General features: G+C 67.0%; 23 protein-coding genes. 18 read left to right on the top strand and 5 right to left on the bottom strand.

Annotated elements, in window-relative coordinates:
- Window positions 1–18: 18 nt before the first annotated feature.
- Both BLU04_RS13690 and BLU04_RS16625 read right to left on the bottom strand, forming a co-directional pair.
- The gene (locus BLU04_RS13690) at window positions 19–1,077 is read right to left on the bottom strand and encodes an acyl-CoA reductase (protein WP_157895362.1); all 1,059 of its coding nucleotides are present in this window, start codon (window positions 1,075–1,077) and stop codon (window positions 19–21) included.
- Window positions 1,074–2,162, bottom strand: a complete 1,089-nt coding sequence (locus BLU04_RS16625) for an acyl-protein synthetase (RefSeq protein WP_162274691.1) — start codon at window positions 2,160–2,162, stop codon at window positions 1,074–1,076. The genes BLU04_RS13690 and BLU04_RS16625 overlap by 4 nt, the downstream gene beginning before the upstream one ends.
- An 81-nt stretch (window positions 2,163–2,243) precedes the next feature.
- On the opposite strand from BLU04_RS16625, the gene BLU04_RS13685 reads away from it, so the two are divergent.
- From BLU04_RS13685 to BLU04_RS13650, 8 genes are all read left to right on the top strand, one after another.
- Entirely contained in the window at window positions 2,244–2,588 is a 345-nt protein-coding gene (locus BLU04_RS13685; RefSeq protein WP_093287183.1) for a polymer-forming cytoskeletal protein, read from the top strand.
- Window positions 2,589–3,326 carry a polymer-forming cytoskeletal protein gene (locus BLU04_RS13680; protein ID WP_093287180.1) on the top strand — a complete coding sequence of 246 codons (738 nt, stop codon included), beginning with the start codon at window positions 2,589–2,591 and terminating at the stop codon, window positions 3,324–3,326.
- Window positions 3,327–3,415: 89 nt separating this feature from the next.
- On the top strand, window positions 3,416–3,571 hold the full coding sequence (locus BLU04_RS13675) for a small basic protein (protein ID WP_093287177.1): 156 nt from the start codon (window positions 3,416–3,418) through the stop codon (window positions 3,569–3,571).
- 241 nt (window positions 3,572–3,812) lie between these two features.
- Window positions 3,813–5,114 (top strand): MFS transporter, encoded by a 1,302-nt coding sequence (locus BLU04_RS13670; protein ID WP_093287174.1) that lies wholly within the window; start codon window positions 3,813–3,815, stop codon window positions 5,112–5,114.
- Window positions 5,115–5,177: 63 nt separating this feature from the next.
- The gene (locus tag BLU04_RS13665; protein ID WP_093287172.1) at window positions 5,178–6,251 is read left to right on the top strand and encodes a pseudouridine synthase; all 1,074 of its coding nucleotides are present in this window, start codon (window positions 5,178–5,180) and stop codon (window positions 6,249–6,251) included.
- Window positions 6,252–6,287: 36 nt separating this feature from the next.
- Window positions 6,288–7,682 carry an argininosuccinate lyase gene (gene argH, locus BLU04_RS13660; RefSeq protein ID WP_093287169.1) on the top strand — a complete coding sequence of 465 codons (1,395 nt, stop codon included), beginning with the start codon at window positions 6,288–6,290 and terminating at the stop codon, window positions 7,680–7,682.
- Between the two features lie 76 nt (window positions 7,683–7,758).
- Complete coding sequence (locus tag BLU04_RS13655) at window positions 7,759–9,081, top strand: hypothetical protein (RefSeq protein WP_157895360.1); 1,323 nt, start codon at window positions 7,759–7,761, stop codon at window positions 9,079–9,081.
- On the top strand, window positions 9,063–12,488 hold the full coding sequence (locus BLU04_RS13650) for a hypothetical protein (protein ID WP_157895359.1): 3,426 nt from the start codon (window positions 9,063–9,065) through the stop codon (window positions 12,486–12,488). Before BLU04_RS13655 ends, BLU04_RS13650 begins: the two co-directional genes overlap by 19 nt.
- Before the next feature lie 15 nt (window positions 12,489–12,503).
- On the opposite strand, the gene BLU04_RS13645 is transcribed toward BLU04_RS13650, so the two are convergent.
- On the bottom strand, window positions 12,504–12,746 hold the full coding sequence (locus BLU04_RS13645; protein ID WP_093287161.1) for a hypothetical protein: 243 nt from the start codon (window positions 12,744–12,746) through the stop codon (window positions 12,504–12,506).
- 121 nt (window positions 12,747–12,867) lie between these two features.
- Between BLU04_RS13645 and BLU04_RS13640 the strand changes: the two genes are divergently transcribed.
- Both BLU04_RS13640 and leuB read left to right on the top strand, forming a co-directional pair.
- Complete coding sequence (locus BLU04_RS13640) at window positions 12,868–13,413, top strand: 3-isopropylmalate dehydratase (RefSeq protein ID WP_093287158.1); 546 nt, start codon at window positions 12,868–12,870, stop codon at window positions 13,411–13,413.
- Window positions 13,414–13,437: 24 nt separating this feature from the next.
- Window positions 13,438–14,523 carry a 3-isopropylmalate dehydrogenase gene (leuB, locus tag BLU04_RS13635; RefSeq protein ID WP_093287156.1) on the top strand — a complete coding sequence of 362 codons (1,086 nt, stop codon included), beginning with the start codon at window positions 13,438–13,440 and terminating at the stop codon, window positions 14,521–14,523.
- Between the two features lie 81 nt (window positions 14,524–14,604).
- Here leuB and BLU04_RS13630 read toward each other — a convergent pair whose 3' ends face one another.
- Entirely contained in the window at window positions 14,605–15,057 is a 453-nt protein-coding gene (locus BLU04_RS13630; protein ID WP_093287153.1) for a hypothetical protein, read from the bottom strand.
- Between the two features lie 132 nt (window positions 15,058–15,189).
- Here BLU04_RS13630 and BLU04_RS13625 point away from each other — a divergent pair, with 132 nt between their 5' ends.
- Window positions 15,190–16,335: an AsnC family transcriptional regulator gene (locus BLU04_RS13625; protein WP_093287150.1), complete on the top strand. Its 1,146-nt coding sequence runs from the start codon at window positions 15,190–15,192 to the stop codon at window positions 16,333–16,335.
- Window positions 16,336–16,466: 131 nt separating this feature from the next.
- The gene (locus tag BLU04_RS16855) at window positions 16,467–17,624 is read left to right on the top strand and encodes a hypothetical protein (RefSeq protein WP_157895358.1); all 1,158 of its coding nucleotides are present in this window, start codon (window positions 16,467–16,469) and stop codon (window positions 17,622–17,624) included.
- Between the two features lie 66 nt (window positions 17,625–17,690).
- On the opposite strand, the gene BLU04_RS13615 is transcribed toward BLU04_RS16855, so the two are convergent.
- Window positions 17,691–18,269: a nucleoside monophosphate kinase gene (locus BLU04_RS13615; protein ID WP_093287145.1), complete on the bottom strand. Its 579-nt coding sequence runs from the start codon at window positions 18,267–18,269 to the stop codon at window positions 17,691–17,693.
- Window positions 18,270–18,413: 144 nt separating this feature from the next.
- On the opposite strand from BLU04_RS13615, the gene BLU04_RS13610 reads away from it, so the two are divergent.
- The 6 genes from BLU04_RS13610 (at window position 18,414) to BLU04_RS13585 (ending at window position 24,918) form a co-directional block, all read left to right on the top strand.
- Window positions 18,414–19,136 carry a MotA/TolQ/ExbB proton channel family protein gene (locus BLU04_RS13610; protein WP_157895357.1) on the top strand — a complete coding sequence of 241 codons (723 nt, stop codon included), beginning with the start codon at window positions 18,414–18,416 and terminating at the stop codon, window positions 19,134–19,136.
- Between the two features lie 25 nt (window positions 19,137–19,161).
- Window positions 19,162–19,653, top strand: coding sequence for a biopolymer transporter ExbD (locus BLU04_RS13605; RefSeq protein WP_093287139.1), 492 nt, complete (start codon window positions 19,162–19,164; stop codon window positions 19,651–19,653).
- Window positions 19,650–22,112, top strand: coding sequence for a tetratricopeptide repeat protein (locus BLU04_RS13600; RefSeq protein ID WP_093287137.1), 2,463 nt, complete (start codon window positions 19,650–19,652; stop codon window positions 22,110–22,112). Before BLU04_RS13605 ends, BLU04_RS13600 begins: the two co-directional genes overlap by 4 nt.
- Window positions 22,113–22,118: 6 nt before the next feature.
- A complete protein-coding gene (locus tag BLU04_RS13595; protein ID WP_093287134.1) occupies window positions 22,119–23,168 on the top strand; it encodes an OmpA family protein in 1,050 nt (349 codons plus the stop codon).
- Window positions 23,169–23,271: 103 nt separating this feature from the next.
- Entirely contained in the window at window positions 23,272–23,664 is a 393-nt protein-coding gene (locus BLU04_RS16620) for a hypothetical protein (protein WP_157895356.1), read from the top strand.
- A 36-nt stretch (window positions 23,665–23,700) separates the two neighbouring features.
- Window positions 23,701–24,918 carry a pyridoxal phosphate-dependent aminotransferase family protein gene (locus BLU04_RS13585; protein ID WP_093287131.1) on the top strand — a complete coding sequence of 406 codons (1,218 nt, stop codon included), beginning with the start codon at window positions 23,701–23,703 and terminating at the stop codon, window positions 24,916–24,918.
- Window positions 24,919–25,011: the final 93 nt, after the last annotated feature.

Here is a 25,011-nt window from a genome sequence, read left to right as displayed (position 1 = left end):
TCTCATTGCCGATTGGACCTAGAGGACCTCACGGTCAACCCATTTCACGAGATCGGCCAATCGGGGACGCCCATCGTGGTGGCGGAACAAGGGGGGCTGCTGGCATTGGCCGACGGGGCAGATCCTCTCCGCGCCGAGGGCGAGGGCGAGGGCCTCGTCGGCGGGGGAAAAGGGGGCGCGGAGGCCGACGGTCGAGATTTTTTCCCGGAAAGGAAGGAGGGCCTTTTCGACGGCCTTCGGAGAGGCGATCCGGACGGCGACGGTGCGATGGGTGTAGCCGTCCCGGAAGGCGGGATCGGGATCGAGGAGGACGGTCGAGCCGAGCGGGCTCGCGCTTTCCCAGAGACGGCCCCCGGCGGCGCGGACGGCGTGCTTCGCGTTGCGGATGAAGGCGGCGTGGGCGAGAGGCGGCGGCGTGGCGGGGAGGGCGTGCAGCGCCCGGGCCAGGGCCTCGCAGAAGGCGACGGCGTCCGAGCCCGGGGCGAGGTAGACGGCCTGGGGGGAGAGGCATCCGAGTTGGGCGTGGGCCGAGACGTCGTGCGCGACGGCGGCGGCGAGCCCCGGAGCCGTCTTGACCAGCTTCCCGAGCCAGAGGAGGGAGACGCGATGGCCGTAGGGCAGGAAGACCTGATCGGGCCGCAACCGGGCGCGGACGGCGGCGACGGCCTCGTCCCCGCCGTAGGCGATCACGGCGTCAATATTGGGTCCGGCCACTTCCTTCGGACGGAAGGCGGTGCGCAGGGCGAGGAAGGGCCGGAGGGGGGCGGGGAGCGAGGCCGCAAAGGCCCGGATCGCCTTCCGCACGGCGGGATCCCGGGGGAGCTTCGCCACGTTGCGGGAACCGAGGAGGAGGCCGATGAGGAGGCTTTGGAGGCCGGCCTCGGGGACGTTGCCGGGGCAGAGGTGGTAGATCGTCCGGGGCGCGACGGCGCGGCTGGCGATCCCCGGGGCGCGGGGCGTCCAGCGGTCGAGGGCGTCGGTGGAACCGAGCTCGACTTCGAGCCACGCCGTCAGGGCCGGGGGCTTCAGTCCGAAGAGGGGGGCGAGGAGGGCGGCCCGTTGCCGCGCGGAGCTCACTGGAGATCCTCCGCGTCGAGGGAGCAGCCCCGGCGGGGGAGCTGCGGCACGCGGCCGATGAGCCGGAAGTGCTGGTAATCGTTGATCGTCGAGAGGCCGAGGTCGGCGGTCTCCAGCGCGAGGACGCCGTCGACGTTGGCGAGGTCGATCCACCGGAGGAGCCCCTGGCGGCCCTTGGTCTGGATCTTGCCGTTGACCGGGCTGATCGGGAGGATGCGGGTCCACGGCGGCAGGTGATGGGCGCCGACGGGGCCTTGGGCGTAGGCCTGGCTGCTGAGCTCGGTCATCCCGTATTCGTTCCAGAGAGAGGGGAGGGGGAGGCCCAGAAGCTTCGAGAGTTCCTGGTAGAGGAGCGGCTTGGCGACCTCGCGGCTCCGGCCCTTGAAGCCGCCGGTCTCCATGAGGAAGCTCCCCTCCGGCAGCCGGAACGGCCCGAGGCCGGCATCGATCAGGTGGACGAAGGCGAAGGCGGTGCCGAGGATGCCGACGGGGGTCTGCCGTTCCTCGGCCTGCTTCAGGGCGCGGGCCAAGGCGTCGAGGCGGAGACGGTCCCCCTCGACGAAAAATCGGGAATGGCGGCGGTCGCCCCGGGCCTCGATGAAGAAGCCGAGCATCGCCGAGAGGGAGGAGTGGGGGTTCTCTTCCGGCGAGGGGGCGAGGCAGAGGAGGGGAAGGCGCTTCGGCAGGCCGGGCATCGAGAAGGGGCCGACGAGCTCGGCGGCGGCGAGGGCCGAGGCGCGGTAGAGGTCGGTGAAGAGGAGCCGCTGCATCCCTTTCCGCCCGGTCGTCGTCCCGCTGGTCCGGTAGAGCGCGCGGGCGCTCTTCGCCGGGTGGCAGAAGAGGGTCTTTCTCTTGAAGAGTTCCTGGGGGGCCGAGGGGATCTCCCGCCAGGAGAGGATCGCCTTGGGGGAGTCGACGCCCTCCGCCCGGCACCACGTCCGGTAGGGGGCGTTCTTCGAGAACTGCCAGGCGAAGAGCTCCAGCGCGGCTTGATTGAAGCCGACGTCGTCTCCCCCCTTCAGGGCGGCGATGCGCCGCCACCAGGCGGCGCGGAGGGAAGGGGTGAGGAACATGGAAGGGCTCATCTTCGCTGAGTTAAATATATTTTTGAAGTCGATTTCTTGCCACTGGCGGAATGTGGTCTTAAATAGGAACCGGTATCCGCAATGGAAGCGACCGCCCCCACCACCGTCCTCCCCACCGAACTCCGCCTCATCGGCGACCTCACCGTGTTCGGGAGCGCCCGCATCGCCTGCGAGCTGCGCGGCAAGGTCCACGTCCGGGACCACCTGGAGATCTTCAAGGAAGCCCGGATCGACGGCGAGCTGCGGAGCGGCTCCCTCCGCATCGAGCCTGGCGCCCGGATCAAGGCCCTCCTCCTGATCGGCAAGGCCGCGACCCATCCCACCGCCCCCGTCCTCAGCGTCGGCATGGGCGACGGCCTCGGCGACCTCCTGCGCCGTTTCTTCTCCCTTTTCGGTTTCCGCATGCGGATGGGAGGAGTGCGGTAAATGAACCTCAAGGGCAGCGGCAACAAATCGTCCGCCGACCGCATCACCGTCACCTGCCCCCATTGCGAGGGGACGCAGCAGGAACCGGCCGAGGCGATCTCGACTGTCTGCCGCCACTGCAACGGCTACTTCTCCCTCGAGACGAAGGGGAACGCCGGTCGGCGCGTCCGGAAGCAGAAGCCCTCCCGCCTCATCCGCTGCCCCCAGTGCGAGAGCGAGCAGAAGGTCTACGAGGACGCCCTCTCCGCCGTCTGCTCCTCCTGCGGGTGCCATCTCAACATCGGCAGCTACACGCTGGAGGGGGTCGTCCGGCAGCGGGTCCACACCAGCGGCGACGTCGTCTTCGAGGCGAATGTCCGCTACAGCGGCCCCGAGATCCGGGGCCGGAACGTCACCGTGAGCGGGGAGATCAAGTCGGCCCGCATCCGGGCCCTCGAATCGATCCTGTTGTCGAAGAAGGGCTCCGTCCGGGGTGCCTTGATGGCCCCCCTCATCCGCGTCCTCCGCGGGGCCGAAACCGCGGTCGACCGGGTGCGGACGACCCTCCTCGAAGCCGACGGACGGATCAACGCCCGCCAGATCTACGCCCGGGAGAAAATCCACGTCCTGAGCGAGGGCATCGTCGAGGCTCCAGTCCTTCTCACCCATGAAATAATTGTCGAGCCGGGCGGTTCCCTCTCGGGGATGATCGACACCGATACGCTTCCCCCCTCCGACGGGGATGAAGAAACTGCGTGACAATTCGCCGGGTCCGGGCATTCTGACGAGCCCGATTGGTGAGAGCCGTTCAGGGAAACGAATTTTTAGGATAACTCAGGAGTCATATCATGTCACAGCATCGCAGTCTTCGCACGTCCTCGGCGACGGCCACCAAGCGGAACGTCCTCAAGCGCTTCGAGCGCGTTGACCTGCTCAAGAAGCGCGGTCAGTGGAAGGAAGGGGACCGCGTCCTCGGCCTCCGCAAGACGAAGCCCGACGCGTAGTCGTCCGCGTCCGCGCGGCTGGCCTTCGTGGTTGGTTTTTCGCGCGCAGGCGCACACGTTTCCTTAAAAAAGGGACGGACCTTCAGGTCCGTCCCTTTCTTTTTTTCCAGCGAAGGTCTAGGTAATTTCCAAAGGTGCAATATTGGCGATTTGGATTATCTTAGGGGTAAGTCGTCAGTCGTCGCGGTCGTCGACCCGGCGCGGAACCTTCACCCCCCTCCCACTCCGGAAAGGAAAACGCATGGAAACCTCCCCCGTCCCCCTCAGCCCCGCCGCCGACCGACTGCGGCGGATCAAAGCCATCTTCATCGGCTCCTGCGGCAACCTGATCGAGTGGTTCGATTTCTACACCTACACCGCCTTCGCCCTCTACTTCGCCAAATCGTTCTTCCCGGCGGGCGATGAGGTGGTGCAGCAGCTCAACGCCGCCCTCCTCTTCGCCGGGGGCTTCCTGGCGCGGCCCTTCGGCGGGTGGCTCTTCGGCCATCTGGCCGACCGCTACGGACGCCGCCGTTCCCTGACCCTCTCCGTCGTCCTCATGTGCGCCGGGTCCCTCATGATCGCCCTATGCCCGACCTACGCGACCATCGGGATCGCCGCCCCCATCGTCCTCGGCCTGGCCCGGGTGATCCAGGGCCTCAGCCTCGGCGGCGAATACGGGACCAGCGCCACCTACCTCAGCGAGGTCGCCGACCGGAAGCATCGCGGATTCTACTCCAGCTTCCAATACGTCACCCTCATCGGCGGGCAGCTCACCGCGATCTTCGTCCTCCTCCTCCTCCAGCAGGTCCTCCTCAGCCCCGAGGAACTCCGCGCCTGGGGCTGGCGGATCCCGTTCGTCATCGGCGGCATCCTCGCCGTCATGGGCGCGGTGATGCGGCGGAACCTCCACGAGACCGAGCAGTTCCTCGAGACCGACGCCAGCGTGAAGAAGGAGAACCCCCTCCGCACCCTGATCCGCTACCCGAAGGAAGTGGCCCTCGTCATCGGCCTCACGGCGGGCGGAACCCTCGCCTTCTACACCTATACGACCTACATGCAGAAGTTCCTGAAGCTCTCGGTCCATCTCACCGACCTCCAGACCACGACTGTCGTCGCCGCCTCGCTGATCTTCGCCCTCCTCCTCCAGCCGCTCTACGGGGCGCTCTCCGACAAGATCGGCCGGAAGCCCCTCCTCATCGCCTTCGGCGTCCTTGGCACCCTCTGCACCGTCCCCCTCCTCACCGGCCTCCATGCGGCGAAGGGGCCGTTCGAGTGCTTCCTCTTCATCGCCGGGGCCTGGGCCTTCACCTCCTGCTACACCTCGATCAACGCCGTCGTGAAGGCGGAGCTCTTCCCCGCCCACATCCGGGCGACCGGCGTCGGCGTCCCCTACGCCGTCACCGTCTCGATCTTCGGCGGCACGGCCGAACCGATCGCCCTGAAGTTCAAGCAGATCGGCCACGAGGAATATTTCTACTACTACGCCAGCCTCTGCATCTTCCTCTCCCTCCTCGTCTATTGCACCATGCGGGACACGCGGAAGGCGTCGCTGATCGAATAGTTTTGGCACACGTTTGTTTCTAGGCGGAAGCGGAGGTTATCTGATAGCCTTCCGCTTTCCCTCATGAGTACCCGTCTAAACCGTTTCCTGGCCCAATCGGGCTTCGGCTCCCGCCGCGCCTGCGAGCAACTTGTCACCGACGGGCGGGTCTCGATCAACGGGAAGGTCGTCACCGACCTCTCCACCCAGGTGGAGGAGGGGGATCAGGTGAAGGTTGGCAGCCGCCTGGCCCGCAACGAAGCCGCCGCCCGTTCCCTCACGGCGATGCTGAACAAGCCGAAGGGCTTCCTCTGCACCGCCGACGATCCCGAGGGACGCCGGACCATCTACGACCTCCTCCCGAGCGACTGGCCCCGCGTCTTCTACGTCGGCCGCCTCGACGTCGACAGCGAAGGCCTCCTCATCGTCACGAACGACGGCGCCCTCGCCCAGCGCCTCACCCATCCGAGCTACAAGCTCCCGAAGACCTACGAGGTGACCCTCGACCGCGAGTTCGATTTCTCCACCGCCGACAAGCTCCGCAAGGGAGTCCTCATTGAGGGGAAAAAGGCCCGCGTCGAGGAGATCCATTCCCTCGGCGGTTCTTCGGTGAAGGTCGTCCTCATGCAGGGGATCAAGCGGCAGATCCGCCTCATGTTCCTCTACCTCGGCTACAAGGTCCGCCGCCTCATGCGGACCGAGATCGGGACCCTGAAGCTCGACCGCCTCCCTTCCGGCCAGTGGAAGATGCTGACCGAAAAGGACATCGCCAAACACCTCTCCCCGACGAAGCAGGCCCGTCCGCCCGAGCTCAAGCCGGTCCGTTCCTTCTTGAAGAAGCCGTTCGGCAAGGTCGAGGGCGGAAACTACAACAAGCCCGATCGTCCCGAGAGGCCCGAAAGGTCTTCCAGCGCCGATCGCCCTGAAAGACCCGAGCGCCGCGTCTTCGGTTCGGCTTCTCCTTCCTCCTCCTACAAGAAGCCGGGAACCCGCACCCCGGTCGGCAAGGCGAGCAGCGGTACCTATCGTGCCCGGCCTTCGCCCAAGGGTGAGACGAAGGGCGGCTTCCGCAGCGGCCCGAAATCGTCCGCCTCCAAGACGAGTTCCTACAAGGCGAGCTACAAGGGCGGCAGCGCCCGCCGCACTTCCCGTTACTAAGCTTCCTCCCCGTTTCCCCAACCTCATCCTGACATCATGAGCGCCCCCGCCGATCAAGCCAACCAAGCCCTCTGGGGCGGCCGTTTCACCGAGGGGGCCGCGGCCCTGCTCCAGCGTTTCAGCCAATCGGTCTCCTTCGATTGGCGTCTCTACAAGCACGACATCCGGGGCAGCATCGCCCACGCCACGATGCTGCTGAAGATCGGCATCCTGACGCAGGAAGAGCTCGACGCCATCGCCTCCGGCCTCCGCCAGATCGAGGACGAGATCGACCGGGGCGCCTTCGCCTGGGCCGTCGACAAGGAGGACGTCCACATGAACATCGAGGCCGTCCTCACCGCCCGCGTCCCCGCCGGGGCGAAGCTCCACACCGGCCGGAGCCGGAACGACCAGGTGGCGACCGACATGCGCCTCTGGATCCGCGACGAGATCGCCCGGGACCTCGAGGCCGTCCGGGGCCTCCAAAAGGCCCTCGTCGCCTGGGCCGAGCGCGACGCCTCCGTCGTCATCCCCGGCTACACCCACCTCCAGCGGGCCCAGCCCGTCACCCTCGGCCATCACCTCCTCGCCTACGTCGAGATGCTGGAGCGCGACGCGGGCCGCCTTGCCGACGCCTCGGCGCGGGCCAACGTCCTCCCCCTCGGCAGCGGGGCCATCGCGGGGAGCACCCTCCCGCTCGACCGCGCCTACGTCGCCCAGCTCCTCGGCTTCGCCCGCGTCTCGGAAAACTCGATGGACTCGGTCAGCGACCGCGATTTCATCGTCGAGTACGCCGCCGCCGCCGCCCTCGCCGCCGTCCACCTCTCCCGATTCTCCGAGGACCTCATCCTCTGGTCGAGCGCCGAGTTCGACTTCATCCGCCTCCCCGACGCCTACACGACCGGCTCCAGCCTCATGCCGCAGAAGAAGAACCCCGACGTCGCCGAACTGGTGCGGGGGAAGAGCGGCCGCGTCGTCGGCAATCTCATGTCCCTCCTCACGCTGCTGAAGGGCCTCCCGATGACCTACAATCGCGACCTCCAGGAGGACAAGGAACGGCTCTTCGATACCGCCGACACCCTCCACGCCTCGCTCGAGATCCTCGCCGCCATGCTCGAGGGAACTGTCGTCAAGGCCGCCAAATGCCGCGCCGCCGCCTCCGATCCGCTCCTCCTCGCCACCGACCTCGCCGATTGGCTCGTCAAGCAGGGGATGCCCTTCCGCCAGGCCCACCACGCCGTCGGCGCCGCCGTCGGCCTCGCGGAGAAAAAGGGGGTGCCGCTGAACCAGCTCTCCGTCGCCGACCTGAAGACGATCTCCGACGTCTACAACGAGGAAGCCCTCGCCCTCTTCGACCTCGACCTCGCCCTCACCAACCGCCTCACCGCGGGAGCCCCCAATCCGGCTTCCGTGGCGGCGCAGGTCAAGCGGTGGAAGGAAAAGCTGGCCTGACCGGTTCCGTTTCCTGCCTCTTCCGATGAGCCTCCTGCGGCGGATATTCCTCTCCGCAGGGGGCTTTTTCTTTTTCATGCTCTTCCCGCTCCAGGCGGTCGAGGAAGGGCCTTCCTTCTGGGTCTGGCAGCGGACGCTGCCGCCCGTGAGGGAGGAGGTCCGGGAATGGCGGGCGAGGGGGCTCCATGCCCTTTATTGGCATGGCGGGACGCTGGTCTCGGACGGGGTGGGATGGCGCTGGGGGGAGCGGGTGGAGATCGACTGGCAAGCGGCTGATCGCGCCGTTGCCGGATCGGGGATCGAGATCGTCCCCGTCGTCCGGCTGGAGCTGAAGCCGGGAGCCGATTGGCCCTCCGACAAGGGGCTCTTCGAGCTCCTCGACACCTTTGCCGCGAAGACGGGTGCCCGGAAAATCGAGGTCGATTACGAAGCTCCCGACCGGCTGCTGCCGACCTATGCCGCGTTCCTCCGGGAATGGAAAACCCGGGGGCGTTCCGTGGGCCTCTCGATCTCGGCCTTGGCCCATTGGGCGGGGAGCGCCTCCCTGTTCCGGGAAAGCGTCGAGGAAATCGTTCCGATGTTTTATGACCTGAGCGACCTGAGCCATGGGCGGGAGCAGGTGGGAAAGGATGGCTTCCTTCCGCCGCTCGCCGGTCCCGATTTGTCCCGGCAGATCGCGGCCTGGAAGGGTTGCCCGGTGCCGTGGCGGGCCGGGCTGCCGAATTTCTCCCGGCTGACGTTGCTCTCGAAGGAGGGGGAGAGCCGGGGGAGCTTCCGGAAATGGGATTGGGGCGGCCTCCTCCGTTCGCCGTTCCTCGACGACGCGGGGAGGGTGGCGGGGGAGGGGGTGCTGTTCGGTTCCCCGATCGCCCCGGGAGAACGGATCGTCCTCCGCTTTCCCGACGCCGGGGCGCTGGCGTCGGGAATCGGGGCGGCCCGGGCGGCGGGGGCCTCCGGGGTACTCTATTTCCGGTTGCCGGGAGCGGAGGCGGCGTCGGGTTACAGCCTGCCGATGCTCCAGGCGCTGGGGCGCGGCGACCGGCCCGGGCCCCATCTCGGCGTCGCATGGGACGAGGCGGGCCGGATCGTCTTGAAAAACGACTCGGAAGCCGATTTAATGCCTTTCGTGGGAGGCTCCAAAGAGGTGCGATTCGGTTACACCCTGGAGGTGGAGGCTTCCCTTCCTTTTTTGCGCGGAGCGGTGCCGGGCGATTTCGCCACGGCATCGAAGGGCGGCGGCCTTGAATCGCGCTCCCTTTCCCTGCGCTTCGGGCAGCTTCCCTCCGGAGCGATTCTCCGCACCGGTTTCCTCGAACACCTTCCCCCGTCGCCCGGAACGACCTTCCGCTGGCGCATTCCGGAACTCGATTCCGACTCCCTATGGCATCCCTTCGATTGATCGTCTCGTTCGTTTTCCTGCCCGTCTGCGCGTGGGCGACGGGCGGGGGGTATGACGCGGCCCCCCCGGTCTTGCCGTACTATCTCGCCCGCCTTCCGGCGAAGAGCATCGGCCAGATCTACCAGGAGACCTTTTCGCCCGTGCCGCGCTCCGATTACGACGGTTTCTCCCTTTACCGGGAGAGCGATACCGAGGCGTTCGCCAAGGGGACTTCGCCGGAATTGACGGAGAGGATTGCCGGGGCGATCCGGGCGCGCCGGAGTTGGGGCGGCGGGGCGTCCGAGCTCAACCTCCTCCAGGATTTCTACGACCTCAGCCTTTCCCGGACGATCCCGGGGCCGGAGATGGCCGCCTATGTCCGCTGGCGGAAGGCGAATGAGGTGGAAAGTTTGAGCCACTCCCAGTGGGAGCCCAAATTGATCCCCCCCGGCCGAATCGCCGAGGCGATGAAGCTGGCCGAGGCCTCCTCACCCGAGATGCGCCCTCATTGGGACTACGTCGTCGGCGCCTTCTATTTCAAGGGCGGCAACGACACGGACAGCGAGCGTTACTTCGACCAAGTGCTCGCCGAGGCCCCACAGCATCCCCGCGCCGAGGCGGCACTCTTCATGAAGGCCCGGTGCCATTTCTCCCAGACGGTCTACGGAGACCGGCTGACGCTCCAGGTGAAGGAGGCGAAACGGGCCGAGACGGAGGCCCTCTTCAAGCGTTACCTGAAGGCCTATCCGAAAGGGCGCTATCGGGCCGATGCCCTCGGCTGGCTCGGCGGCTTGGCTTACGAGTTTCGCCATTGCTCCGAGGCGGTCGGTTACTTCCTCCACCAGACCGAGGATCGGGACCATCCCGAGGACTTCGCCCCGGCGGTGACGATGATCGAGAAAAGCCTCGTGCGGATGAGCTACCGGGCCAACACGACGGGCGGCATCGACGAGGAAATTTACGGGGCGGCGGAGCCTTCCCCCGATTACGACGCCCTGGCCTCCCAGCCCCGCGTGGCGCTCGCCGTGGCCTACCTGATCCTGAATACGGCTCCGAAGGATCCTGATTCATATCGTCGGGATGGGACGTCCCTTCGCCAACAGGCGGAGGGGGCTGAGGCATGGCGGCAGACGGCGCTGGCCCGCCTCGCGAAGGCGGTGGCCGCCCACCGGAAGGATTATGTGGGAGAGGCCTGGCAGGATCGCTCCCTGGCCATCCTCGCCTATGCGGCGAGCGACGGAGGGGACCAGAAGCAGGCCCTGACCCTCGTGGCGATGGCCGGGAAGAAGGCCCCGGCGAGGAGCGACGACCTCGCCTTCGCCCGCGCCCTGATCCTCCACCGGGCGGGCGACCTCGAAGCGGCGACGCAGGCCTGGCGCGATTTCCTGAGGGCCTTTCCGCGCAGCCCCCTCTGGGGCGGTGCCCGTCTCCGCTACGCCCTCGTCCTTCACGACCGGAAGCAGGACGGGGAGGCCCTCCTCGAGCTCGCCGCTCTGAACGGGAATCGCCTTCCGGTCCGTTCGGGTCTCGGCGGGACGGTGACGACGCCTCCGGCGAGCGTCTCCCAGATCGGGCTCGATTATTCCGGCGCTTCCTATGCCGAGGTCGCCCAGGCGCTCGACGCGCTCCTGAACTTCGCCCCGATCGAGTCGCTGGAGCCGGTGTTGCAGAACACCGACCCGGCGCTCGAAAACCTCCGGAACGATCTTTGCGCCGTCTTGCGGCAACGGGCGCTGGCCCGCGACGATTTCCGGATGGCCGCCCGTTTCGAGGGCTATGCCGGGAAGCGGCGCGAACTGGAGGAACGGGCCGCGAAGCAGGAGCACCTCACGGCCAAGGCCGGGGCGACGGCCTCCGGCGCGTGGGAGATGGCCGACTGGTGGAGAACGCGCCGGAAGCAGGCGCTCCCGTTCCCGCTCGACGGGACGGAATGCCGCGGCATCCTCTTCGACGGCGAGGGGGCCGGGGCCGGAAGCCTGCGCCTGCAAAACGGCCAGGCCCTCGGCTTCCCCGCCGCCACGATGCAGGCCGAGCTCGACGGTCGGGAGGAGCTTCTCCACGCCGTCCGCTGGTGGCGGAAGACGGAGGAGATCGATCCGAAGGGAGAACTCACCCCGAAGGCGCTCTGGGCGGAGATCGATGCGGCGAGGCGGATCGCCTCGGTTTCCCCCTATACCCTGGGCCGGGCGGTCGAGAACGGCTCGATCGAGGGAACCCGTCCGCTCTACGACCGACTCCTTTCCCTTTATCCCGCCTCCGCCGAGGCGAAGCGGGCCGCGGTCTATTGGTCATTGCCGTTGGAAGGGATGAAGAGCGGGTCTTTCTTCGTGACCTCCGATGTCGACCTCGATTCCCGGAGGGTGAACGGACGTTCGACCTATACCGAGACGCAGTGGGATCTTTCCCGTCCGGGAAGAGACAATCGGAGTGGGGACGGAACCGACGGGAAAGAGTATCGTCGCCGCCTCGAGGCCCTTCCCGAAAAGGCCCTCTCCCTCGACGCGGAGGCTTTCCAGCGGGAGCTCAAGGGGCTCCGCGAGCGGGCGCCGGCGGCATTCCATGAGGTCAATTTACTCGACGACCTCCTTCTCCTTTCCCGCGTTCCGAAGCTCGATCGGGCGATTGTCGCCGAGTATGTCAGGGCTCGCCTCCTGCTTCTCCGGCGGAGCGACGACGGGTGGTATGGAGAGCGGCTCGACGCCGGAACGTGCCTGGCCGCCGTCGACGCCCTGGAGGCGAAAAAAGGAGCCGCCCCGATCCGGGATTTCACCGCCTTTCTCCGACTCGCGATCACGGCCAGCGTCCGCATCGATCTCGAGGCGAAGGGAGTCGACAAGAACGGCGCTCCCTTGACCTATGCCGGCTGCGATTACCCGGCGCTGATGCGGGAAGCCTCGGCCTTCCTTGCCGCCTATCCTTCGAGCCCGAAGCGGGAGGCGGCCGCCCTGTTGCGCCTGCGGGGATTGATTCTGGGGAGCCGACTCCAGCAGGTCGGAATCGATCTCGCTTGGCCCGCCGGGGATCACTGGGACTGGACGGCGAGCCGCCGTTTCTGGCGGGCGTCCCCTTTCGATAGTCCGGCGGTCGAGGCGGCCTTCCGGGATTACGAGCGGGAGTTCCCCGCGCCGACCTTCCCCAACGCCCTGATCTCCCTCCGGGCCGAGGCGGCACTTTCCCGGCAGGATTGGGCGGGGGCCCTCGGTTACGCGGACGCCTTGCTGAGGCAGGAAACCGCTCCCGAGCTCTGGTCTGAGGCGGCGGGCCAATTGGGTTGGATCTTCGACAAGCTCGACGACGAGGCGCTGCGCTGGCAGGTCTTGCCGTTGATCCTGCGGAATCCCGCCTTCAAGGAGGATTTGACCGCCTATCTTGCCAGCGGCCATCTGCCCTGGATCAAGGGCTACCTGAAGGGAAAACTGGGAGGGTAGCCTGCATAACAGGCTCTAAGTCGTCCGGAAAAAGTCGGAAATGAAGCGGGAGGCTCTTTCCTCGCAGCTGGCGGTGACCTGGACGGGGATGTTGTTCAGGGGGAGGGAGAAAGGGGTCGGGCCGTCCCAGTCTCTCTGGGGTTCGATCACGTCGGGGACGAAGGCGGGGATACCCCGGTCTTCCAGGTATCCCTTCACCGCCACCGCCGCTTCAAGGCTCGAAAAGGAGGCGACTGTCACCAGCGGATTCATGTCCATAAGGGTAAGATAGTCGCAAAAGCCCTGTTTCTCAAGCCGGGAGAAACAAACAGGGCCTTGCTAGGGAAGGGGAAAAGGAGTTAAATAGCCCCTCCTTCCCCGCACCACTTCGCATAATATTATGAGCAAACTCATCTCCGGCCCCGCGTTCGTCGTCAAAGACAACATCGATACCGATCAGATCATCCCGGCCCAGTACCTGATGCTGGTCCCCACCGTCCCGGCCGAATACGACAAGCTCGGCTCCTACGCGATGATCGGCCTCCCCGAGGGCGAGTATAAGGAAAAGTTCGTCGCCGAGGGGAAGACCAAGACCGAATACGCCGTCCTCATCGCCGGGAAGAACCTCGGCTGCGGCTCCTCCCGCGAGCACGCCCCGATCGCCCTCGGCGCGGCGGGGTGCAAGGTCGCCATCGCGGAGACCTACGCCCGCATCTTCTTCCGCAACTGCATCGCGACGGGGGAGGTCTTCCCCTACGAGTCGAACGAGCGCCTCGTCGACGTGATCAAGACGGGCGACCACGTCGAGGTCGACTTCGACAAGGACGAGGTCCGCGCCAACGGCAAGACCTACCCGCTGAAGCCGCTGGGCGACGTCCGCCCCGTCGTCGAGGCGGGCGGCATCTTCAACTACGCCCGGAAGGCCGGGATGATCGCCGCCAAGTAGGCGAAATCGTCTTCCCCTTCTGACATGAGTTCCACGCACAAGATCGCGGTCCTTGCCGGAGACGGCATCGGGCCCGAAGTGATGGCCGTCACGCTCCCCCTCCTCGAGAAGGTCGGCGCGAAGTTCGGACTTTCGTTCTCCTTCGAGGAGGCCCTCGTCGGCGGCGCCGCCATCGACGCCCACGGCAAGGCCCTCCCCGAGTCGACCGTCGAGGTCTGCCGCCGCGCCGAGGCGATCCTCTTCGGCTCCGTCGGCGGCCCGAAGTGGGAGACCCTCCCGCCGAACGAGCAGCCCGAGCGGGCCGCCCTTCTCCCCCTGCGGAAGATCTTCAGCCTCTACGCGAACCTCCGCCCGGCGATCTGCTACCCGCAGCTCATCGAGGCCTCGCCGATCAAGAACAAGCTCATCCCGAACGGCTTCGACATCCTCGTCGTCCGCGAGCTGACGGGCGGCCTCTACTTCGGCCTCCCGAAGGAAACGACGAAGACCGAGCGCGGCGAGCGGGCCGTCGACACCCTCGTCTACGAGACGCCCGAGATCGAGCGGATCACCCACACGGCCTTCAAGGCCGCGCAGGGCCGCCGGAAGCACGTCACCCTTGTCGACAAGGCAAACGTCCTCGAATCGAGCCTCCTCTGGCGCAAGACGGTGAAGGCGATCGCCCCGCAGTATCCCGACGTGACGCTCGACTTCGTCTACGTCGACAACGCCGCGATGCAGGTCATCAAGAACCCGGCCCAGTACGACGTCCTCCTCTGCGAGAACCTCTTCGGCGACATCCTCAGCGACGAGGTTGCGGCGGCGACCGGTTCTCTCGGCCTCCTCCCCAGCGCCTCCCTCGGCGCGGGCGGGAAGTTTGGCCTCTTCGAGCCGAGCGGCGGCACCGCCCCCGACATCGCGGGGAAGGGGATCGCCAACCCGATCGCCCAGATCCTCTCGGCGGCGCTCCTGCTCCGCTTCAGCCTGGGGCGCGAGGACGCGGCCCTGGCCATCGAGAAGGCCGTCAACGAGACGATCGCCGCGGGCTACCGCACCGGTGACATCTGGAGCGAGGGGCTGACCCGGGTCAACACCCGCGAGATGGGCGACCAGATCCTCTCCCGGATCTAGAACACGACCTAGGCTTCGGCTTTCGCAACGAAAAAGGCGCACCGCAGGGTGCGCCTTTTTTCGTGCCCGGAAGCGGTGCCCTTATTGGGCTGCCGCCGCCAGCCGGTGCCAGGGAATCCCGGCCAGCAGGAGGAGGAAGGAGCCGACGTGGAAGAAGAAGAGGCGGCTGTATTTGGCCTCGTCGGTCGTCGCCTTCCGCGCCAGGACGGAGCCAACGTGGGCGAGGGCGACGGCCAGCACCATGAAGGTGACGTGCTCGATGGCGAAGAAGCGCATGTTGCCGTCCTTCATGTGCTCGCCCGGGGCCTGCCAGAACGCGCGGGTGAGGGGATCGATGGCGTAGAGAAGGATGCCGAGGAGGAGCTGGAGGTCGAGGAAGCCGACGTAGGAGGTTCCGGCGATCTTGGCCGCCCTGGTCCAGGGGCGCGTGTACTTCCACCCGATGAAGGTGAGGGAGACCGAGACGAGGCCGGCGGCGAGGACGAGCCAGCGGACGCCGCTGTGGGCCTGGAGCAGGATATAGGAAAGAGGCATGGCGCAAACTGGAGCAAAGCGGGGACAAGATCAAGCCGCCAAGGGCCGCTTCGGGGCGATCCCGCCCGCCATTTTGCCGCACCCGGTTTGGCTTGTTCGGAGGGGGAGGGAAGGGCTATCGTGCCTTCCATCATGTCCCTGACCGCGCCCGACGCCGAAGCCATCCCCATCAGCACCCACGATCCGGTCAACGCCGCGATCCTCGCCGTTTCCGAGGACCGGATTTCGGGGTTCAACCGCTCCCCCATCGCCGAGATCGCCGCGCTCTCCGGCATCGGGATCGAGACGGTGATCGGGCGGATCCGCGCGATGCTCCGCGCCGGGACGATCCGCCGCGTCCGGCAGACCCTCATGGCGACCGACCTCGCCCCCGGTGCCCTCGTCGCCTGGGAAGTGGGGCAGGAGCAGATCGAGGCCGGGTTCGATTACCTCTTCAAGCACGATCCCTTCAGCGGCCACGTCGTCGTCCGCTCGACCGACGCCGAGACCGCCGGGTCCCAATACAAGCTCTGGACGACGTTGAAGGTGCCGCAGGGCTACTCGATGCCGAAGCATGCCGAATGGCTGCGGCGGAAGATCGGGGCGGAGAGCTTCCGCCTGATGCCGGCGAAGGGGATTTTCGCTCTAGGCGTCGGCCACGTGCGGCGGCGCGATATTCCCTTCGGATCGAAGGGGGAGGCCGACGCGGTGATGCATCCGGTGACGGTCCAGGAATTGAGCGACCTCGAATGGCGGGTGCTGACGACGCTGAAGCGGGAATTCGAGCCCGAGGAAATCGTCGAGAAGATCTGGACCGCCCGGGCCGCCGAGGCCGGGATCCCGTTGGAGGAGTTCATCGCCGTCGCCGAGGATCTGAACCGGCGGAAGGTGATCGGCCGTTTCTCGACCTTCCTCGAACACGTGAAGGCGAACGCCGCCGGGGAGCGGGTGACCCGCTTCAACGCCCTCTTCCATTGGGCCGTCCCCGCCGGGCGGGAGATCGAGGCGGGCCGCCAGGTCGGCCGCTTCCACATCCTGACCCATGCCTATTGGCGCGAGGGCGGTCCCGACTTCAAGAGCGTCAATATCATGGCCGTGGCCCATGGCAGCGACAAGGAGGTCGTCCGCCAGCACAAGGCGGCGATCGACGCCCACCTCGCCGAGTCGGGCATTCCCGTCGCCTACACGAATATCTTCTGGGGCGGCCGGAGCGAGATCAAGCCGTCGGAAATCACGCCCCATGCCTACCGCGCCTGGGCCGCCTCGGTCGGGATCGATCCGAAGGAGATGGAGGCCTGATGGGCGCGACGGACGGCGAAGGGGAGGGGAGGGTCGGAGCACCTTGGTTCCGCAACCCCAAAGTGTTGGGCATCGTCGGTGCGGTTTCGGTGGCGCTCGTCGCCGGGGGGATTTTCCTGTTCTGCGGGTCGATGCCCGGATCAACGTCCGACGACGAGATCCATACGGCGCGGAAGCGGACGAACGATTTCGCGGCGTGGAGCCGCAAGGAGACGGCCCTCGTCTCGAACACCGCCGGGACCGGTTCCCTCCACCTCTTCGGCGAGGAGGCGAAGCAGAAGGTCGGCTGGTGGGACGCCCGTTTCAAGCTGCCGAGCGAGAAGGCGGTCCGCGCCGCGCTCCAGCGGCGGCTGCCCGATTACCTCCGCATCGCCGCACTGCGCCCCCTGTCCCTCACTCCCGGCGAGGACGGGGACGGCGTCGCGGTCCTCTATGCGGTGAAGCTGAAGGCGCGGGACGATGTCTACGCGGTTTCGGTCGTTGCCGAGCCCGCGCCCACGCTCGCCCCGATGCCGTCCCTGGCGGAGCCTCTCGTCGATTTGCTCGTCCTGGCCGACGATCTGCCGCCGGGCTTCGCCTACCGGCCCGATGACCGGACCCTTCTCCTTGCGAAGGGGCAGTCGGCCGAGGTGACGTGGAAGGTCAACCAGGCGGTGAAGGAGGAAGGCGTCTGGAAGGTCATCGATGCCGATCCGATCCACTTCGAGGCGAACGGCGCTTATGAATACGGCCTCCTCGACGGAAACCGGAAGGGAACGCCTGCGGCCCGCCTGATCCGCTCCGCCGATGCGCTGGAAACGGGGGCGGCGTCGGAAAAGACGGCCCTCGCCGGGTTTGGCGAACGGGTCGGCGTCATCGAGAAACAGATCGGCGACTTCCGCCGGGCGAAGCTCGCCGAGGTTCCCGATGCGCGGCGCGATACGTCGAAGTTCGGCGGCAACGGCTCGGGCGAGCCGACGAAGACCGGGATGCGCGTCGGCGGCGGTGCGGTCGGCGGAGCCGGGATCGGTGCCCTCGCCGGAGGAGGGGAGGGGGCCGGATGGGGTGCCCTCGGCGGGGCCGTCCTCGGCGGGATCTACGACATCGTCTCGAAGTCGAACGATGCCGACAAGTTGAAGAAGGCGCAGGACGCCGATTACCAGCGCCAGCTCTCGGCGCGGAGCGCCGCCCAACGCCGTGCCGACGCCGAGACGACGGCCTATGCGAATCAGCTTTACGCCGCCTACGCGCAGGAGTTGAAAGCGAAGGCCGAGGCGCAAGTGAAGAAGATCAAGGGGACGGCGCTCTAGTTTTTTGCTGCATACGCAAAAAGGGCTTCCCTTCCGGGAAGCCCTTTTTCGTGCCGCGCGGTTCGGTTAAAAATCGAGCGTCTTGAGGATGTCCCGCAGCACCTGGTAGGGGGACTGGAGGGCGTCGACGTGGGTCGTCATCTTCTCGCCGAAGAAGTCGAGGACCGGCTTGGTCTCTTCCTCGTAGGTGAGGAGGCGTTGGGTGATGACCTGCTCGTTCGCGTCGTCGAGGCGGTTGTCCTTGAGGGCGCGGCGCTTCAGGCGGGCGACGAGCTTCACCCGGTCGGGGCAGCTCAGGTGGTAGACGTGGCGGATGTCGAGTTTCTCCGCGAGGATCTTCGCCTGGGGCAGGTTGCGGGGGATGCCGTCGAGGACGAGGATGTCGGACTCCGCGCTGACGCGGCCCGAGGCCTCGACCTTGGCGAGCTGCTCGGCCCAAAGGCTGACGGTCAGGTCGTCGGGAACGAGTTCGCCCCGGCTCGAATACTTGAGAAAGGCTTCGCCGAGAGGAGATTGGGGATCGAGGGAACGGAAGACGTCGCCGCAGGCGCAATGCCAAAACCCGGGAATGTTACCTAAGATCTTGCCCTGAGTGCCCTTGCCGGAGCCGGGGGCGCCGAAGAGCAGGATGGTACGATATTTCACTGGCCCACGACACTAGTGACATTTCCTAGAATAGGCAAGTCTTGCATTTGCTACTTTATAGGCGTCGAAAGGGAGAGGGGATGGAAAGGAGTCTTTTCCAGGTGGTAAAGCCTCCTTTTCTAGGGTATGGAAGAGCATCCCGGTATGACTTCCCTCTTCTATCCCCTTCTGGCTCAGGCCGCTTCGACTCCGGCTTCTGCCCCCACCGATGTCCTTGGCCCCGTTTCGGCGCTCTCCCTCTGGGAGCTTCTGAAGGCGGGGGGGCTGGTGATGATGCCCCTTTTCCTCGCCTCGATCGCGGCGGTTTTCCTGATCGGCTATTATTTCTTCACCCTCCGCCGGAAGGCGATCACCCAGGACGAGCTGGAAAACCGGATCGACGCCTACCTGGCCGACGAGGATCTCTCCGGCCTCGCCGCCTACCTGAAGGACCGCCCGGAGGCGCTCGCCGAGGTGCTCTCCAAGGTCCTCGAATTCACCTACCGCCGGAAGGACGCCGATCCCGACGCGATCGCCGCGATCGCCGAGTCCGAGGGGGCGCGGATCGCCGCGATGCTCAACCAGCGCGTGGTCTACCTCCTCGACATCGGCGTCCTCTCCCCGATGCTCGGCCTCTTCGGCACGGTGGTCGGCATCCTCCGTTCCTTCGGCACGATCGCGACCGAGGCGCTGACGATGCGGACGATGATGCTGGCCGGGGGCGTCTCCCAGGCCCTCGTCGCCACGGCGGCGGGGCTCATCGTCGGCATCGCCTCGATGTTCTTCTATTCCTACTTCCGGGGCCGCGTCCAATCGCTGATCTCGGTCTTCGAGGTGGCGACGACGGCCCGGGTGCAGGAGATCATCCTGATGAAGAAGCGGCGCTAGTCCCTTTCTCCCCCTCCTTTTCCCAATGAATTTCCGCCGCCGCATCGTCACGGAGCAAATCGGCCTGCAGCTGGCGCCGATGATCGACGTCGTCCTCTTCCTGCTCTGCTTCTTCATCCTCACGTGGAACCTGGCCCGGTACGAGGCCGACATCGACGTGAAGGTGCCGACCGCGAAGCAGGGCAAGGAGCCGAAGCGGCTCCCGGGCGAGGTGATCGTCAATGTCACGAAGGACGGCGTCATCAACCTCAACCGCCGCCCCGTTTCCCCTGACGAGCTCCAGCAGATCCTCGCCGGGGTGGTGCAGGAGTATCCCGACCAGGCCGTCATCGTCCGGGCCGATGCCGATGCGAAGTACCAGGCCGTCGTCGCCGTCCTCGACGCCTGCCGCGCCGCCGACGCGTGGAACATCGCCTTCGCCACGCTTCGCCCCGGGGCCGAGGGATCCGGCTCCGCCGGCGCGGCTCCCGCTCCCGCCGCCAATCCCGTCCCGACGGCGGCCCCGGCCAAGCCATGAGAGCCCGTGGAGGAGCGCGAGGGCTTGCCCCGGCCCTCGTCCTCGGGATGGTCCTGGGCCTGGGTCGGACCGGCGCGGCGCAGGACGCCGCCCCGGCGGCCTCGTCCGCCGCCGGGACGACTGCGGCCACGCTCGACGTCCGCCCGCTCCTCGACACCCAGCTCCAACAGGCGGACATGCTCTACACGGCCAAGCGTTACGACGAGGCGTTGCTGGCCTACTCCGACCTCCTCGCCTCCCTCGCCGAGAGCCAGCGGGAGCAGGCCCTCTTCCGCATCGGCGAGTCCTACCGCCTCCTGGGCCGGACCGACGAGGCGGCCTCGGTCTTCAAGCTCCTTTCGGAGACCTACTCCGGCGACGCCTTCGCCGTCATGGCCTCCTACCGGCGCGGCGACATCCTTTACCGCAAGGGCGACTACGCCGGGGCGCTCCCCCTCCTCGACGGCGTCGCCAACGCCCCGGTCGGTCCCGCCTCGGTGATCGACGACGCGACGCGGGAGGCGGCCCGTTTCTTCGCCGCCGCCTCGCGGATGCGGATCGGCAAGGAAGAGGAGGGGAACGCGATCCTCCGGGACTTCGCGGGCCGCACGCCGCCGATCGTCTACACCGCCGCCGCCGCCCAGATGCTGGCCGAGTGGTCGGAGAGGAAGGACGATTGGGCCGGGGCGCAGACGTACTGGCAGACCGTGCTGAACGCCTCGGCGCCGACGGAGAAGGCGGCGCGCGCGCAGGCGGCGAGCCGCGCGGCCCTCGCCGCCCTCCGTCAGAATCCGCCCCGCGAGAACGAGGCGGAGAAGCTCTTCCTCAACGGCCTCCAGATCGATCCCGACGGGGCCTATGCGAAGGTGGCGAACACCGGCCTCCTCGATCTCTACTACCGGCAGCAGCGTTACAAGGAAGTCGTCGCCCTCTTCGACAAGAGCCGGGACCGCCTCCTCGATTCGAGCCGCGCCGCCGTCTTCCTCGAGGCCGCCCGCTCCCATTACCGGCTGAAGAACCTCCCCGACGCCGTCCGGATCTACGACCTCTTCCTCTCCCAGTTTTCGGCCAACGGCCTCGTCCCCGCCGTCGCCTACGAGCGGCTCATCGCCCAGGTCGAGCTCTCCCGCGACAACGTGCCGGGAGAGACCGCCGCCTTCCTCTCCGCCTACCCTGCCTCGCCCGTCGTGCCGCAGGTCCTCTACCTGCGGGCGCGGTGGTATAGCGACCAGAAACGCTTCGCCGAGGCGAAGCCGATCTGGGACCAGCTCGCCGGGATGAAGGACCTCCCCGACGGCCTCCCGGCGACCGAGATTTACTTCGAGGCCCCCCGCGCCCACTACGCCCTCTCCGAATGGAAGGCGGCGGCCGACGGTTTCGCCCTGTTCATCAAAAAAGAGGGCGGAAGGAAGGAAACGGCGGCGCTCGAATTCTCCGCCCGCCAGTGCCGCGCCGTCGCCCTCGAAAACGTCCCCGACGCCGCCGGGGCCGTCGCCGCGTGGGCCGAGGTGGCGAAGGCGGCCTCGCCCAAATCGCCCGAGGTCCAGATGGCGACGGAGAGGATCGCCGTCCTCGACGCCCGCCTCGCCGCGAACAACACGCCGGGGGCGAAGGAGGGGATGCTCGCCGCCTTCCGCCAGATCGTCTCCGATTTTCCCGGCAGCAAGCTCCTCCCGCTCGCCGCCTACACGTTGGGGGCCGAGGCCTTCGCGGCGCGGGACTATGCTTCGGCCGAGCCCCTCCTCGCCCAGGCGCGGGCGGGCGATCCGAAGGCGTGGCAGATTCCGGCGACCTACCGCCTCCTCTGGATCGTGTGGCAGAAGAAGGATCTCGATAAGACCGAGGCCCTCGTCCGCGATTACGACGGATTCACGAACGCCGCCGACCCGCAGTCGAAGGAAATCCGCGTCCCTGCCGGGCTCTACTACTGGATGGGCTCGCAGGAGGCCGACGCCGGACATCCCGAGGCTGCCGCCGTCTGGTACGCGGCGGTGACGGTCCATCCCGCGGCGGGGACCTACCTCGCCTCCGCGTGGTGGGAACTGGCCGAGGCCCAGCGGAAGCTGAAGCGGTGGCCCGCGGCGGTCGTCAGCTACCAGACCTTCCGCGCGAAGGAGGCGAAGAGCGCCGAGACCTCCCCCGTCCTCCTCGCCCTCGCCGAGGCCCAGATCGGGGAGGGGAAGGACTTCGCCGGCGCGAAGGAGAACCTCGACAAGGTCCTCCTCCAGGAACCGGAGGGGAAGAACAACGCCCAGGCCCGCTACCTGACCGGGCGCTGGCACCTGGCGCAGAAGCAGTATGGCGACGCCTTGAAATCGTTCGCCACCCTCAGCCTCATCTACCGGGACGACGTCATCACGCCCCGCGCCCTGAACGCCGCCGCGCAGGCCGCCGACCTCGCCGGGGAGAAGGCGCAGGCGGAAGGATTCCGGAAAAAATTGCGGGACGGGTACCCCGCTTTCAACGATACTGGGGAGTAAGTTCGCATGGCCACGGCACCTCTTTTCTCATCGACGTTCTGGCGTCCCCCCGCCATCGGGCGGCGGCGCTGGGTCGTCCCCGTCGCGCTCTTCCTCTCGCTGGCCGTCCATGGAGCCTTCTTCTACGTTTCGGACAGCTTCCACGTCGGCCGTCTCGCGATCCCGGCGGAGAAAGGCCGGATGACGCAGCCGACCCAGGTGAAGCGGGTCGAGATCCCGCCGACGGCGATCGACCAGCCGCCGCCGACCCCCGTCCCCCCGCCGCCGCAGGTCGTCCAGAACGCCCCCTCGCGGTTGCCCGAGCCCTCTCCCCAGATGGTCGACCACGGCCTGCTCGGCGCGCCCTCGCCCTCGACCTCCCTCCCGCTGGAAGGGCCGGGGAGCCTCCCCGCCTTCACTCCCGTCGTTCCCGCGCCGCCCGCCTCGGTCAGCCCCTACGCGCTCGACGACCACGCGAAGCTCGATGCCGAAATCTCCAAATTCACCCTCGCCCCGACGACGCCCGGTGTCCCGGCGACGGTCCCCGCCGCGACCCTCCCCGCGCCGGGGAACCCGACCGCCATCGGCTCGAGCCTGCCCGGCCAGGGCCGGGGAGGGGACCCCGTTCCCGCCCCCTCGGCGCTGCCCTCCCCGGAGCAGATCGGACTCCAGTTCCGCACCCCGCCCCCGACGCTCAACCCGAACCTTCCCCAGCCCGTCGTCCTCACTCTGCCGACCGACATTCTCTTCGACTTCGACTCCGCCCAGCTCCGGCCGGGTGCCGAGGCGGTGCTGGGGCAGGCGTTGAAATACATCGGGAAATATCTCCGCGCCGACGTCGAGGTCGACGGCTTCACCGACTCCTTCGGCAAGGACGACTACAACCAGAAGCTGAGCCTCGACCGCGCCTCCGCCGTCCAAATGTGGCTCCGGCAGCGGTTGCCCGAGGCGAAATTCGGCGTCTCGGCCAAGGGCTACGGCGCGACGCGCCCCGTCGTCCCGACCACCGGAACCATCGAGCAGCAGCAGAAAAACCGCCGGGTCGAGATCATCGTCCGGGCGCTTTCTTCGACTTAGCCGAGATCTCTTTCGGGAGATGGTTTTGATCGGGAAATTATTTTCCCGGATTGGGCTTGGCATTTCCACCGTTCCGCCTTTAAAAATTGGGATGCCCGAAAGTGTGGAATATGTCAAAAAGCAGGCCGTCCGAGTGACCCCTGCCGCGGTGAAGGGCCTTTTGCTCAAGCTTCCCCTGCTCAAGGTCGAGTTCACCCAGATCGCCGCCCCCGCCTTTCCCCATCTCTTCGAGCAGCTTGAGTTCCTCGCCGGTCTCGTCGAGGACTTCGCCGAAGGGGTTGACGAACAGATTCCCTACGTCGTCGCCGCCGAGGCCGCCTTCGTCCTCCTCTACGTCCACAAGCACATCGACATGATCTCGGGCGAGCTTCCTTCCGACGCCCACGCGGACGATTCGTCGATCGTCCGTGCCGTCCTCACTTCCCGTCAGGCCGAACTTGCCGATTACGCCTCCCGCCATCAAATTCCCTGGCAGGGGTTGACTCCGAAGCCGTGATGCGGGACGCTTAGTCCCTTTCTCTTTCAGCTCCTCATGCTTTCCACCCTTTTCTCCACCCAGAAGGCGCGCCCGATCCACGACCGGATCGAGGACGACGTCAATACCAAGCTCCGGCTGAAGTATGACCCCTTCTACCATACCGTCGACGCCGTCGAGGGGCTCCACCTCCAGGTGGAAGGGAAAAAGATGCTCATGATGAGCAGCAACGAGTACCTCGGCCTCAGCCAGCACCCGAAGGTCGTCGCCGCCTCGCAGGAGGCCGCCGCCACGTGGGGCACCAGCTCGTGCGGCTCCCGTCTCGCCAACGGCTCCCGCGGCTACCATCGCGAGCTCGAGGAGGAGATGGCCGCCTTCCTCGGCACCGAAGCCTGCCACGTCATCGTCGCCGGTTACCTCGCCTGCCAGGGCAGCCTCGCGGCCCTCGCCCGCCGGGGCGACGCCCTCATCGTCGACAAGAGCATCCACTCCTCCCTCTGGGACGGCGCGCAGCTCTCCGGCGCCGACATCGAGCGCTTCACCCACGGGGACATGGCCTCCCTCCGCACCCTTCTCGAAAGCCTCAGCCCCACCCAGCCGAAGCTGATCGCCGTCGACGGCGTCTACTCGATGGAAGGCCATCTCGCCCCCGTCCCGGAACTCGTCGAACTCTCCCAGAAGCACGGGGCCTTCCTCCTCGTCGACGACGCGCACGGCTTCGGCGTCTTCGGCAAGCAGGGCCGGGGCGTCTGCGACCATTTCGGCGCCAACGGGAAGATCGACCTCATCGTCGGCAGCTTCTCGAAGTCCCTCGCCAGCACCGGCGGTTTCATGGCGGGGAGCAAGGCGACCATCGACTATCTCCGCACCTCGTGCCGCCAGATCATCTTCAGCGCCGCCCTGACGCCGCCCGCCGCCGCCTCCAGCCTCGCCGCCCTCCGCGTCATGCAGGCCGAGCCGCAGCACCAGGAACGGCTCCTCGCGAACTCGTCCTACTACCGCCAGCTCCTCGACGAGGCCGGGATCGATTACTGGGAAAGCCCGACGCCCGCCGTCCCGATCGTCATCGGGAACAAGGAAAAGTGCTACCTGGTCTGGAAGGCCCTCTGGGATGCCGGTTTCTTCACCGTCATGTCGATTGCTCCCGGCGTCCCTGCCGGAAAGGATCTGATCCGCACCGCCGTCTCCGCCCTTCACCAGAAGGAAGAGCTCGAGCGTTTCGTCGAGACCCTGAAGGCCGCCTGCAAGAAGGCCGGCGTCAGCCTCAAGAAGTAGTCGATACCCGGGGCAGGCCCGGTTTCTCCTCCGTTCGTTCCGGGTTCTTTCGCGCGGGCTAACCTACGAAATAGTTCGTTGCTTTGGGATTGC

This window comes from Verrucomicrobium sp. GAS474, from assembly GCF_900105685.1.
In the GTDB taxonomy this organism is placed as follows: Bacteria; Verrucomicrobiota; Verrucomicrobiia; order Methylacidiphilales; family GAS474; genus GAS474.
Note: the sequence above shows the minus strand (reverse complement) of the source record. Positions and strands in the feature narration are given on the sequence as shown.